This is a genomic window from Mesorhizobium sp. B2-3-15 (assembly GCF_006442875.1).
GTDB classification, from domain to species: Bacteria; Pseudomonadota; Alphaproteobacteria; order Rhizobiales; family Rhizobiaceae; genus Mesorhizobium; species Mesorhizobium australicum.
In genome coordinates, this window is sequence record NZ_VFVO01000001.1 from 580639 (window position 1) to 593365 (window position 12727).

Consider the following 12727-nt stretch of genomic DNA (forward strand, 5'->3'; position numbering starts at 1 on the left):
TTCAACCGCGCAAGATAGGCTGCGGCTGGAAAATATCCGAGTGGGGCGCGTGCTGAAAACGCCTGGCCCTCGGAAAAGCATTTCCCGAAACAGCCGGGGCAGGGAATGGTTTGGCCGAAACGACCTACTGACGAGCGGCGATCGCCGCCGCTGCGCCAACCATGAAGGCGCCGGCGGTGCGGTTCAGCACCTTCAGCGCGCGCGGCGACTTCAGGAACCAGCGCGCCTTGGCCGCCAGCGCCAGGTAAGGCACCAGCACGACGAACAGGACGACGACCGTCAGCGCGACGAGAATGCCGTAATCGGCAAGCGTGATCGTCTTCAGGTCGACGATGGTCGGCGTGATGGCGAGGTAGAAGATCATCGTCTTGGGGTTGCCGAGCGTCACGGTGAGGCCGGCGACGAAGCTCGACAGCAAGCCGCCCTTTCCCTTCCTGGCTTCGACGGTTTCGGGTGTGATCCCGGCGGTCCAGAAGCGCCAGCCGAGGAAAGCCAGGTAGGCGACGCCGGCCCATTTGATGGCCAGGAAAACCATGCCGAATTCCTGCGCGACGAAGGCGAGGCCCAGCACCACGGCGGTCAGGTAGGTGAGATCGCCCAGCATGAGGCCGAAGGACATGGCCAGCGACGAGCGAAAGCCCGAGCCCAGCGCACGCGCGACCAGCGCGGTGATGCCGGGGCCAGGAATGGCGGCGGCGATACCAAGAGCGGCGCTATAGGCGAGGAATCCGGTGAGGGTCATGGCGCTGGCGTCCAAGGGCAGTCGCGCCCTTGTCGCACGAGGCGGCCTCGGGGAGAACGCCCTGAGCGCGGGATTCGCTTGCACCAGACGGCAATGGCCCGGTTCGCAAGCAAGGGTCAGGAGCGGTCGCCACTATAAGTCACGCGCCAGATCGTGCCGTTGCCGTCCTCGGAGACGATCAAGGATCCGTCGCCGGCCGCCGCAACGCCGACCGGGCGGCCCCACACCTCGCCGTTCGAAACGACGAAGCCGGTCATGAAATCCTCGTATTCGCCGGTTGGCTTGCCGTCCTTGAACAGAAGCCGGACCACCTTGTAGCCGGTCCTGTTGCCGCGGTTCCACGAACCGTGCAGGGCAACGAACGCGTCGCCTCGATACGCCTGGGGAAATCCGGCGTCGGCGGGCAAATCCTTGCCATCGTAGAAGGCGATGTTGAGCGGCGCCGAATGCGCCTGCATCAGCACGTCGGGACTGTCAGCCTTGCCGGCGAGGTCGGGGCGCTCGCCCCTGTGGCGCGGGTCCTCATTGTCGCCGATATAATACCAGGGCCAGCCATAGAAGGCGCCTTCCCTGACCGATGTCGCGTATTCGGCGGGCACATTGTCGCCGAGCCCGTCGCGCTCGTTGACGACACACCATAGCGCGCCGGTCGCCGGCTGGACGGTCATGCCCGAACAGTTGCGCAAGCCGGTGGCGACTGTGCGGCCGTTCTTGCCGTCGGGATCGAAGGCCCGGACCTCGGCCCGGCCCGCCTCGGAACCCCAACTGGCGCCGAGCGGCTTAGCCTTGACCCAGGCGTCGAGCCCGCCCCTGGGCCTCTTGCCCATGTCCTCGGCGACATTCGAGCCGGAGCCGACGGAAAGATAAAGTGTCTTGCCGTCGGGCGAGAAGGCGATGTCGCGGGTCCAGTGGTGGGTCGAAGGAATGTCGGCGACGATGGTTTGCGGCTCGCCCGAGGCCTTCAGGTCGCCATTGCCGTAGGCAAAGCGCACGATGCTGTCGCTGTTGGCGACGTAGACCCATTGCGGGTCCTTGCCCGGGGGATAGAAGGCAATGCCATAGGGCCGGTTGAGACCGCCGGCAAAGATGCTTTTCTCAGCGGCTTTCGCGCTGCCCTTCGCCAGGCGATAGACGCGGAGCTGGTTGGCCTTGCTGTCGGCAACGAACAGGTCGCCGTTGGGTGCGATGCGCACGACGCGCGGATTGTCGATCCCCGAGGCGATCAACTCGGCCGAAAACCCCGGCGGCAAATGCGGCTTTGCGTCCGCCGGCATGTCGATCACGCCGGCGCTGTTGGAGGCGGATTTGGTGACATAGGGTTTCGGCAGGTCTTCCGGCTTAATCAGCCGGCGCACGCCGGGCCTGTCCGCCCGCCAGTCGCCGAAGGCGGCCGGGCCTTTGAGCACAGGCTGGTCGGCTTGCTGGGCGAGCGCCGCGGTCGTGACAAACAGTGCGGACATCGCCAGTCCGGCCAATCGCATCACTTCCTCCAACGGGTCATGAAGGAAACCAACGATCGGTTTGCTCGTGGGTTCCGTTGCGCTCGATGCTCAAAACTTCTCGGATCAGGTCCCGGCAGCGTAAAAATCGTCGTCCAGGCGTTTTTCCAATTCAACGAGATCGGCCGGCAATGGGAGGCCCATGGCGCGCATCTCGCGCAGTTTTTCGCGCAGCTGTTCCTGAATTTCGTGCTGGTCCTCCGGCTGGTTGACCATCTCCTCGAGCAGCAGACTGATCTGGGCCTTGAACGATTCCAGCGCCATTCTTTTTCTCCTTTGCAGCCTGTCTGGATTTACGGTCCCGCCAGGAAAGTCGTTCGCGGTCGAATTCCGGCATGGAAACCAAAGCAATAATTCCGGGATTCCTTACCTCAGCATGCGGGAAATCAGCTGTGCCGTATAATCCACCATCGGCACGATGCGGGCATAGTTCAGCCTTGTCGGGCCGATGACGCCGAGCGCGCCGACGACGCGGGCGTCCTTGTCGCGATAGGGCGCCACCACCAGCGACGAGCCCGACAGCGAGAACAGCTTGTTTTCCGAGCCGATGAAGATGCGCACGCCCGATCCCTGCTCGGCGAGGTCGAGCAGCTGGATCAGCCCGTCCTGCGTTTCCATGTCCTCGAACAGGTGGCGCAAGAGTTCGATGTCGGCCTGGGCGGTGACGTTTTCCAGCAGATTGGCGCGGCCGCGCACGATGAGCCGCGCCGGCAGGCCGCTTTCGGCACCCGCCCACACCGCAAGTCCCTTCTCGACGAGGTCCTGCGACAGCGTGTCGAGGGCGGCTCTCGTCTCTTCCTTGATGCGGGCGATCTCGGTGCGCGCCTCGGCCAGCGTGCGGCCACGAATATGCGCGTTGAGGAAATTCGAGGCCTCGTGCAATTGCGAGACGGTGATGCCGGCGGGCAGCTCGACGACGCGGTTTTCGACATCGCCATTCTGCGATACCAGCACGGCAAGCGCCTTGGTCGGCTCCAGCTGGATGAATTCGATATGCTTGAGCGCCACCTCGTTCTTGGCGGCCAGCACCAGGCCGGCGCCGCGCGACATGCCCGACAGCATCTGGCTGGCCTCGGTCAGCATATGCTCCAGCGTCGCGCCGGAGCCGGAGGCCCGCACCTGCGCCTCGATGGTGCGGCGCTCCTCGTCGGAGAGGTCGCCAAGCTCCATGAAGGCATCGACGAAGAAACGCAGGCCAGCCTGGGTCGGCAGGCGCCCGGCCGAGATGTGCGGCGCGTAGATCAGCCCGAGATGCTCGAGGTCGCTCATCACGTTGCGGATGGTGGCGGGCGACAGCGAGGACGGCAGGATGCGCGACAGGCTGCGCGAGCCCACGGGTTCGCCGTCCCGCAGATAGGAATCGACGATGCGCCGGAAGATGTCGCGCGAGCGCATGTCGAGCGACTGAAGAGCCAGCGACTGCGAGGCGGGATCGACTGCCTTGGTCATTCGGCTAAAAACCTCCGGTTCCAGGATATAGACTTCGGTGGGCCGCGCGCAACCCGGTGTCTGTGTCGGGTCACCGCCCCTTTTCCTTTGCGCCGTGCCCTGCATGCGTCTAAAAGCCGGCCACGATTCAAAAAAATGACAAGAAAGCAGGCCGAATGCGCCCCTCCAAACGCCAATTCGACGAAATGCGCGCCATATCCTTCGAGCGCGGCGTCTCCAAGCATGCCGAAGGCTCGTGCCTGGTGAAGTTCGGCGACACGCATGTCCTGTGCACCGCCAGCCTTGAGGAAAAGGTGCCTGGCTGGATGCGCAATTCCGGCAAGGGCTGGGTGACGGCCGAATATGGCATGCTGCCGCGCTCGACCGGCGAGCGCATGCGCCGCGAGGCCTCCGCCGGCAAGCAGGGCGGCCGCACGCTGGAAATCCAGCGGCTGATCGGCCGTTCGCTACGCGCCGTGGTCGACCTGCAGACGCTGGGCGAACAGCAGATCACCGTCGACTGCGACGTCATCCAGGCCGATGGCGGCACCCGCACCGCGTCGATCACCGGCGGCTGGGTGGCGCTGTATGACTGCCTGCGCTGGATGGAAGCGCGGCAGATGGCCAGCGTTTCGAAAGTGCTGAAGGATCATGTCGCGGCGATTTCCTGCGGCATCCATGACGGCCAGCCGGTCATCGATCTCGACTATATCGAGGATTCCTCGGCCGGCACCGACGCCAATTTCGTCATGACCGGCAAGGGCGGCATCGTCGAGATCCAGGGCACCGCCGAGGGCGAGCCCTTCTCCGAAGAGCAGTTCGCGGCCTTGATGGGCCTGGCCAAGAAGGGCATTTCCCGGTTGGTCAGCCTGCAGCAGATGGCGGTGGCTTAGTTTATTCATGCGGAGCCTGGGCACCCCCCTCTGCCCTGCCGGGCATCTCCCCCGCAAGGGGGGAGATCGGATGTTGTCGAGAGCTTCGCCAATAATCAGCATAGAATACCATGAGCTGGCGCTCACGCTGCCGATCTCCCCCCTTGCGGGGGAGATGGCCGGCAGGCCAGAGGGGGGTGCCTCGTGACTCCCTCTGCCATTCTTGAATCCGCCCTCTATGTCACCGACCTCGCTGAAGCAGAGGTCTTCTACACCGATATCCTCGGCCTCACCCTGCTTGGCAAGGTAGAAGGCCGCCACCTGTTCTTCCGCTGTGGCCCGGGCGTCCTGCTCGTCTTCAACGCCGAGGCGACCAGAATTCCCCCGGCGTCGGATGCGCGGCTGAAGGTGCCGCCGCACGGCACGGTCGGCGAAGGCCATCTGTGCTTTGCCGCAAACGCCGCTGAAATCGACGGCTGGAAAGCCCATCTCTTGGCGAAGAAAATCGCCGTCGAAAGCGAATTCGAATGGCCGCAAGGCGGCCGTTCGATCTATATACGCGACCCTTCGGGCAATTCGATCGAGTTCGCCGAGCCGAGAATCTGGGGCCTTTGATGCATTCGCCAAACCTCCATACGCTCGATGGCAAGAAGATCGTCGTCGCCAGCCACAATGAAGGCAAGCTGCGCGAATTCGCCGAGCTGATGGGACCGTTCGGCTTCGAGGCGAAATCAGCCAAGGCGTATGGCCTGCCCGAACCGGACGAAACCGGCACCACCTTCGAGGAAAACGCCTACATCAAGGCCTTTGCCGCCGCAAAGGCGACCGGCCTGCCGGCACTGTCGGACGATTCCGGCCTCTGCGTCGACGCGCTCGACGGCGCGCCCGGCGTCTATACCGCGAACTGGGCCGAGACTCCGGACGGTTCGCGCGATTTCGCCATGGCCATGCAGCGCACCGAAGTGGCGATGCAGGAAGTCGGCGCGGCCACGCCCGAACGGCGCACGGGCCGCTTTGTCGCCGTCATCTGCCTCGCCTTTCCCGACGGCGAGGCCGAATATTATCGCGGCGAGGCCGAGGGCACGCTGGTCTGGCCGCCGCGCGGCGAGCTCGGCTTCGGCTACGATCCGGTGTTTTTGCCCAATGGCTTCGACAAGACCTTCGGCGAGATGAGCGCGGAGGAAAAGCACGGCTGGAAACCCGGCCAGGCGACGGCGCTGTCGCACCGCGCCCGCGCCTTCCAGAAATTCGCCCAAGCCCGGCTTGGTTCGGTGAGGCCTGGCTCGGCATGATCGGACCCGGCACCACCATGGCGCTCGACCGCGGTCCCGGCTTCGGCGTCTATGTCCATTGGCCGTTCTGCGCGGCCAAGTGCCCCTATTGCGACTTCAACAGCCATGTCCGCCACCAGCCGGTCGACCAGGAGCGCTTCGCCGCCGCCTTCGAGGCCGAGTTGGCAACGATGCGCCAGCGCACCGGGCCACGCGAAGTGACCAGCATCTTCCTCGGCGGCGGCACGCCGTCGCTGATGAAGCCGGAAACCGTGGCCAGGGTTCTGGACGCCGTGGCCAGGAATTGGACAGTGCCTGACGGCATCGAGGTGACGCTCGAGGCCAACCCGTCCTCGGTCGAGGCGGAGCGGTTTCGCGGTTACCGCGCCGCCGGTGTCAACCGCGTCTCGCTCGGCGTGCAGGCGCTGAACGACAAGGATTTGCGCTTTCTCGGCCGGCTGCACAATGTAAGCGAAGCCTTGCACGCCATCGGGCTCGCGCGCGAAATCTTTCCGCGCCTGTCCTTCGACCTGATCTATGCGCGGCCTGGGCAGACGCCGGAGGATTGGCAGGCGGAACTCGAACAGGCGATCGGCCATGCCGCCGACCACCTGTCGCTCTACCAGCTGACCATCGAGGAAGGCACGCCCTTCCATGCGCTGCACGCGGCGAAGAAATTCGTCGTTCCCGACAACGACCACGCCGCCGATCTCTATGCACTGACGCAGGAAATCACGTCGGCGCACGGCCTGCCGGCCTACGAGATCTCCAACCACGCCAGGCCGGGGGCCGAGAGCCGGCACAATCTGACCTATTGGCGCTACGGCGAATATGTCGGCGTCGGCCCCGGCGCGCATGGCCGCTTCGTGGAGAACGGCCACCGTGTGGTGACCATCGCCGAACGGATGCCGGAGACCTGGGCCAATCTGGTCGAGGCCAAGGGCCATGGCATCACCGGCGGCGAGCTGCTGACGCGCTCCGAAGAGGCGGACGAATTTCTTTTGATGGGGCTGAGGCTCGCCGAAGGCATCGACCTCTCGCGCTACGAGGCCTTTTCCGGGCGCGAGCTGTCGAGCGCTCGCCTGTCGGTGCTGCAGGGCGAGGGCCTGGTGGCGCCGATCGGCAACGCCCGCCTGCGCGCCACGCCGGCCGGCATGATCGTGCTCGACGCCGTGGTGGCGGACTTGGCGCGCTAAACCTTGAAAAACGTCCTCTTCGTCTGCAGCCAGAACCGCTTGCGCAGCCCGACCGCCGAACAGGTGTTTTCCACGCGGCGCGACATCGAAGTCGCCTCGGCTGGCACCAATCATGACGCCGACACGCCGCTGACGCACGAGCTCGTCGGCTGGGCGGACATCATCTTTGTCATGGAGAAAACCCACCGGACGAAACTGCGGAAGCAATTCAAGGCCAGCCTGAAGGCGGCCAAGGTGATCTGCCTCGATATCCCCGACGATTATGAATTCATGGACCCGGAGCTGATCGCGCTTCTGAAGGCGCGCGTGTCCCGGTATCTGGACTGAGCGCTTGCGTTCGCCCCTTCGCCTTTGGCCGAACACCGTTGACCCCGAAGCCCATCTGCCCGAATTGTAGCCCCCGATCCTCCCGGCTCCGGACGTCATGGCCACACGCGAACCACCCAAACCCACGGACGCCCCGCTCACCTTCGCGGTGCTGGTGTTCCCCGGCTTTCCGATGATGGCGTTCAGTTCCGTCATCGAGCCACTGCGCGCCGCCAACATACTGGCGAAGCGGGAATGCTACCGCTGGATCATCGTCGGGGCGACCCAAGGGACGGTCGAGGCCTCGAACGGCGTCGTCATCCAGCCAGGCTTTTACGCCGAGGCAGCGCCCAAGGTCGACCGCATCGTGGTCTGCTCGGGCGGCGACGCCGACCATCTCGTCGCCGAGGACGCCGCGAGCTGGATCCGCCGCAGCCTGCGCGCCGGCGCTCATATCGGCGCGGTCGCGGACGCGGCGTTCTTCCTCGCCCGCGCGGGCCTGCTCGACGGCCATGCCTGCACCTTGCACTGGACCAGCCAGGCCGCCTTCACCGAGGCGTTCCCCAACATCGAGCTGCGCCGCGATCTCTACGTCATCGACCGCAAGCGTTTTACCTCGGCCGGCGGCGTCGGCAGCCTCGACATGATGCTGGAGATCATCACCCGCGACTACGGCGCCGAGCTTGCCGCGGGCGTCGCGGAGTGGTTCGTGCACAGCCAATTGCGCTCGAGCGTCGACCGCAAGCTGATGCCGCTGCGCCTGCGCACCGGCGTGCAGAACGAGCTGGTGCTGTCGGCCATCGCCATCATGGAAGACGCGGTGGAGGAGCGGCTCGGCATGGCCGAGCTGACGGCGAAGCTCGGCGTTTCCTCCGACAAGCTCGAACGCTCGTTCCGCTCCGAACTCGCCATCTCGCCCAACGGCTATTATCGACGGCTCAGGCTGAAACGCGCCGCCGACCTGCTGGCGCATTCGACGCTTGCCGTGCGCGACGTGGCGCTGGCCTGCGGCTTTGCCTCGATGTCGAGCTTTGCCCGCGCCTTTCGCGAGGAGCATGGCCATGCGCCGAAGCTGGCGAGAAGGCATTAGGGGCCGCGTTCTACGAGGGCCCCCTCATCCGGCCGCTCCGCGGCCACCTTCTCCCCGGTGGGAGAAGAGGTTGGCGCCGGCGCCGGTAGTCTCCTCTCCCCCTCGGGGAGAGGTCAGCCGAGTGAAGCGGAGGCTGGGTGAGGGGCAGCGCCACGCATTCCAGAGCGGTATCCCGCACAACCCACGCGGTTTTCCGCACAATCATCCCGCTCCTCCTGCGCCATGGTCGAATCAGCAACCCACCCAAGGCCAGACCCCATGAGCATCGTCGTATTCGACCCCGACAGCACCGAGGACGTCGACTTCAAGGATCGCATGCGCCACCCGGCGGCGGCCGATCCGGCCGGCGGCATGTGGCTGTCCGACACCGAGCCGTCCTTCATCGATGCCGACGCCCTGCGCAAAGGCCGGCTCAACAAACTGCGCGGCTGGATGCGCGAGGCCGGCTATGGCGGCGTCGTTTTGTTCGACCCCTACAACCAGCGCTACGCCACCGGTTCGCGCAACATGTTCGGCTATTTCCTGCGCAACTCGACCCGCTATTTCTTCATTCCGGCCGACGGGCCGATCGTGCTGTTCGAATATCCGCAGAGCTACCATGTCTCGATGGTGCTCGACACGATCGACGAGGCGCGTCCTTCGAAGCTCGTCTGGTCTTCCGTGTCGGGCCGCGACGACGAAACCGCCGGCCCCTTCGCCGACGAGATCGCCGAACTCTTGAGAAAGCACGGCGGCGGCTCGATGAAGCTCGGGCTCGACCGCTGCAGTCATCTGCAGGCCCTGGCGCTTGAAAAGCGCGGCTGCGAGGTTCGCGATTGCCAGGGCGAAATCCTCGCCGTGCGCGCGGTGAAGACGCCGGAAGAGGTGAAATGCCTGCAGGTGTCGATGGCCGGCGCCGAGGCGGCCGTCTATGCGGTGCGCGAGGCGATCAAGCCCGGCGTTTCCGAAAACGATCTGTTCGCCATCATGTATGGCGAGGTCATCCGCCAGGGCGGCGAATTCATCGAGACCCGGCTGCTGACCTCGGGCCAGCGCACCAATCCGTGGTTCAATGAAGCCAGCGGCCGCAAGATCAGGCCCGGCGAATTGCTGGCGCTCGATACCGACACGATCGGCTGTTACGGTTATTATTCGGATTTTTCCCGCACATTCCGCTGCGGGCCGGGCAGACCGACGCCTTATCAGAAATCGCTCTACCGCATGGCGCATGATCAGGTTCAGCACAATATTTCGATCGTGAAGCCCGGCATGGCGTTCCGCGAGATCGCCGAGAAGGCGTGGAAAATTCCGGACCGCTTCGTCGACCAGCGCTACACCTCGGTCATGCATGGCGTCGGCATGCATGGCGAGACACCATTTATCGCGCATGCCATGGATTACGAGACCTATGGCCGCGACGGCCATATCGTGCCAGGCATGGTGGTGAGCGTGGAAAGCTATATTGGCGAGAAGGGCGGCCGCGAGGGCGTCAAGCTGGAGGACGAAATCCTGATCACCGAGACCGGCACCGAGCTTCTGTCGCGCTTTCCGTATGAGGATGAGTTTTTGGAGAAAGAGGTTTGATGGTGGTCTCCGCCGCTGGCCTACACGCGGTACTGCCAGCCTTAGAGATTAGCCGCCACGCCTCTCGCTTCGTCATCCTAGGGCGGAGCAAGGAGCGAAGCGACGCGGCGCAGACCCCTGGAGCTGCTCCGCAGCCCAAGGGATCCATGCCGCGACCCCAACGTGTCACCACGGAGCAGAATTCCGCTCCGCTGCATCCTTCGACAAACATCACGGCATGGATTCCAGGGTCTTCGCGACGCCGCTTCGCGGCTGCTGCGCCCTGGAATGACGAAGTCGCGGGGCCTTTTCGGACAATCGTCCAAGCCTGCGCCAAAAGGCCGAGAGAAACAGCGTCAGCCGGAAAACCCTCCGCATGAAAGCCCCCATTTCCATCAGGCGCGGCACGGTGGCCGCTGTGTTCATCGACCTGCAGGAAGAGCACCGGCGGGACAAGCGCTACCTCGTCGAGGGCTATGAAAAGATCCTCGCCAACGTCCAGCGCCTGCAGGCGGCGGCGCGTCAAAACCATGTGCCGCTTTATCACTGGGCCTATATCGTCGATCTCGACAGCCAGGACCGGCCCTTCCATCCGGTCGGCGAAGACGGCAAGTCGGCCTTTTCCGACAAGAGCGACCCGCTGACCGAGATCTGCCACGAAGTGGCGCCGGCGAATGGCGAGGCGCTGCTAATCAAGGCCGAGGCCAGCGCCTTCCGCTCCGGTCCGGCCGGCGATCGGCTCAAGGCTTCCGGCATCGAATGGCTCGTCATGGCTGGCGTGTGGACCGAGGCCTGCATCGACGCGTCGGTCAGGGATGCCGTGGCAAGGGGCTTTCGCGTGCTTTTGGTCAAGGATGCCTGCGGCAGCGGCAGCGCGGCCATGCACCAGACCGGCATCCTCAACCTTGCCAACCGGCTCTATGGCGGCGCGGTTACCGACACCGACGGCGCCTGCCGGCTGCTGGCCGGCGAGCCGGTCACCGTCTGGCAGGTCGAAGGCTCGGTACCCCTGCGCTTCACTTTTGAAAACGCCGCCCGTCTCTATGCCGAGCTTTGACGTACCCCTCGGATTGAAATGACCAGCCGCGGCAAATACGGACCATGGCTCGACCCGGCGCTCTGGGCCTATATCGACAGCGTCAACGCCTGGTACCCGCCGGAGATTGCCGGCCTGCCGATCGACAAGCAGCGCGCGGTCTATGCCAGGATGTGCCGGGCCTTCCACCAGGGCCGACCGCCCGGGGTCAAGGCCACCGACAGCCTGGTCGGCGCTTCGAACCATGATGTCCCGGTTCGCCGTTACCGGCTCGCCGGCTCCACACCGCGTGCGACAGTGCTCTATTTCCACGGCGGCGGTTTCATCCTCGGCGGGCTCGAAAGCCATGACGACATCTGCGCCGAAATCTGTGCCGGCACCGGCTTCGACGTTGTGTCGGTCGATTACCGGCTGGCGCCCGAGCATCTCCACCCCGCCGCCTTCGACGATGCGCTGGTGGCTTTCGAATGGGCGGCGGCGACCAGCGAGCCGCCGCTCGTGCTCTGCGGTGAAAGTGCGGGCGGCAATCTGGCGGCGGCGGTGGCACAGGCCACGCGTCGCCATCCGCGCGCCGCGATCGGCCAGGTGCTGATCTATCCCGATCTCGGCGGCGACGAGGCGATCGGCTCCTACGTGGAACACGCCGATGCGCCGCTGCTGTCGACAAGCGACGCCGCCTTCTACCGCGACGTCCGCTCAGCCCGGAAGCAATCGCCCGGCGATCCGACCTTCGCGCCGCTGCGCGACCGCGACTTTTCCGACCTGCCGCCAACGGTGATCATCACGGCCGAATGCGATCCGCTGTCGTCGGACGGCGAAGTCTATCGCGACCATATCCTGGAGGCCGGCGGCAAGGCCTGGTGGCATGAGGAGCCCCGCCTCGTGCACAGTTTCCTGCGCGCCCGCACGACCGTGCCGGCCGCGGCGGAGGCTTTTGCACGCATCATTGCGGCCGTTGCCGCGCTGGGCCAGGGGGAATGGCCCTACTGAGACCACTCCTCGGACGGCTTTATGAGGACAGCGCCTGGGCTGCTTCCTGGGGGGAGGTTTTCAGCCACAGCGCCTTTTCGCCGAGCGTCGCGACCATGGCAGCGTGCGCCGCGCGCTCCGCTTCGGTCAGGCGGGGCAGCAGCGGCGCCGGGCGCTCGGCAACGATGATCTCGATATGCCTGACATTGTTGCCGCCCTGGGCCGGCGCGGTGGCGCTGTCGAGGATCAATGCGGCCTGCTTGCCGCCGATCAGCTCGATATAGACTTCTGCCAGCAATTCGGAATCGAGCAGGGCGCCGTGCTTGGTGCGCTTGGTATTGTCGATGCCGTAGCGCCGGCACAGCGCGTCGAGCGAATTGGGTCCCATCGGGTGCTTGCGGCGCGCCAGGGCCAGCGTGTCGACGACAAGCCCGTTATCGACAGGCGGGTGGCCAAGCCGCCCGAATTCGACATTGAGGAAGCCGATATCGAAGGTGGCGTTGTGGGCGACCAGCTTGGCGCCTTCCGTGAATTTCAGCCATTCCTCGGCAATTTCGGCGAAGCTCGGCTTGCCCGCGAGATCGGCCGCGCTGATGCCGTGCACGGACTGCGCCTCGGCATGGATCGCGCGGCCTTGCGGGTTGATATAATGATGGAAGGTCCTGCCGGTCGGAAAGCGATTGACCAGCTCGACGCCGCCAAGCTCGATCACGCGGTCGTCACGCGAATCGAGGCCGGTGGTTTCCGTATCGAAAATGATCTCACGCATCGAATCA

At 65.1% G+C, this 12727-nt stretch carries 14 protein-coding genes; 9 read left to right on the forward strand and 5 right to left on the reverse strand.

What is annotated here, in order from left to right; all coding sequences use genetic code 11:
* Positions 1-124 precede the first annotated feature (124 nt).
* The 4 genes from FJ954_RS02885 to hrcA all read right to left on the reverse strand — a co-directional run bounded on the left by FJ954_RS02885 (position 125) and on the right by hrcA (position 3690).
* The gene (locus tag FJ954_RS02885; RefSeq protein ID WP_140618139.1) at positions 125-742 is read right to left on the reverse strand and encodes a LysE family translocator; all 618 of its coding nucleotides are present in this window, start codon (positions 740-742) and stop codon (positions 125-127) included.
* 116 nt (positions 743-858) lie between these two features.
* Entirely contained in the window at positions 859-2223 is a 1365-nt protein-coding gene (locus tag FJ954_RS02890) for a sorbosone dehydrogenase family protein (RefSeq protein ID WP_181177735.1), read from the reverse strand.
* A gap of 84 nt (positions 2224-2307) precedes the next feature.
* On the reverse strand, positions 2308-2505 hold the full coding sequence (locus FJ954_RS02895) for a hypothetical protein (RefSeq protein WP_015314792.1): 198 nt from the start codon (positions 2503-2505) through the stop codon (positions 2308-2310).
* 102 nt (positions 2506-2607) lie between these two features.
* Entirely contained in the window at positions 2608-3690 is a 1083-nt protein-coding gene (hrcA, locus tag FJ954_RS02900) for a heat-inducible transcriptional repressor HrcA (protein WP_015314793.1), read from the reverse strand.
* Between the two features lie 155 nt (positions 3691-3845).
* Here hrcA and rph point away from each other — a divergent pair, with 155 nt between their 5' ends.
* From rph to FJ954_RS02950, 9 genes are all read left to right on the forward strand, one after another.
* A complete protein-coding gene (rph, locus tag FJ954_RS02905; RefSeq protein WP_140660355.1) occupies positions 3846-4562 on the forward strand; it encodes a ribonuclease PH in 717 nt (238 codons plus the stop codon).
* Between the two features lie 183 nt (positions 4563-4745).
* Complete coding sequence (locus FJ954_RS02915; protein WP_140660357.1) at positions 4746-5156, forward strand: VOC family protein; 411 nt, start codon at positions 4746-4748, stop codon at positions 5154-5156.
* Positions 5156-5833 carry an RdgB/HAM1 family non-canonical purine NTP pyrophosphatase gene (gene rdgB, locus FJ954_RS02920; protein ID WP_015314796.1) on the forward strand — a complete coding sequence of 226 codons (678 nt, stop codon included), beginning with the start codon at positions 5156-5158 and terminating at the stop codon, positions 5831-5833. The genes FJ954_RS02915 and rdgB overlap by 1 nt, the downstream gene beginning before the upstream one ends.
* Positions 5830-7008 carry a radical SAM family heme chaperone HemW gene (hemW, locus tag FJ954_RS02925; protein ID WP_140618144.1) on the forward strand — a complete coding sequence of 393 codons (1179 nt, stop codon included), beginning with the start codon at positions 5830-5832 and terminating at the stop codon, positions 7006-7008. The genes rdgB and hemW overlap by 4 nt, the downstream gene beginning before the upstream one ends.
* A gap of 3 nt (positions 7009-7011) precedes the next feature.
* On the forward strand, positions 7012-7335 hold the full coding sequence (locus FJ954_RS02930) for a low molecular weight protein tyrosine phosphatase family protein (RefSeq protein ID WP_015314798.1): 324 nt from the start codon (positions 7012-7014) through the stop codon (positions 7333-7335).
* A 97-nt stretch (positions 7336-7432) separates the two neighbouring features.
* Positions 7433-8404, forward strand: a complete 972-nt coding sequence (locus FJ954_RS02935; RefSeq protein WP_140660358.1) for a GlxA family transcriptional regulator — start codon at positions 7433-7435, stop codon at positions 8402-8404.
* Positions 8405-8662: 258 nt separating this feature from the next.
* Positions 8663-9967 carry a Xaa-Pro peptidase family protein gene (locus FJ954_RS02940; RefSeq protein ID WP_140660359.1) on the forward strand — a complete coding sequence of 435 codons (1305 nt, stop codon included), beginning with the start codon at positions 8663-8665 and terminating at the stop codon, positions 9965-9967.
* Positions 9968-10322: 355 nt separating this feature from the next.
* The gene (locus tag FJ954_RS02945; protein WP_140660360.1) at positions 10323-11003 is read left to right on the forward strand and encodes an isochorismatase family protein; all 681 of its coding nucleotides are present in this window, start codon (positions 10323-10325) and stop codon (positions 11001-11003) included.
* A gap of 18 nt (positions 11004-11021) precedes the next feature.
* On the forward strand, positions 11022-11972 hold the full coding sequence (locus FJ954_RS02950) for an alpha/beta hydrolase (RefSeq protein WP_140660361.1): 951 nt from the start codon (positions 11022-11024) through the stop codon (positions 11970-11972).
* Positions 11973-11991: 19 nt separating this feature from the next.
* Here FJ954_RS02950 and dnaQ read toward each other — a convergent pair whose 3' ends face one another.
* Positions 11992-12720, reverse strand: coding sequence for a DNA polymerase III subunit epsilon (dnaQ, locus tag FJ954_RS02955; protein ID WP_140660362.1), 729 nt, complete (start codon positions 12718-12720; stop codon positions 11992-11994).
* Positions 12721-12727 lie beyond the last annotated feature (7 nt).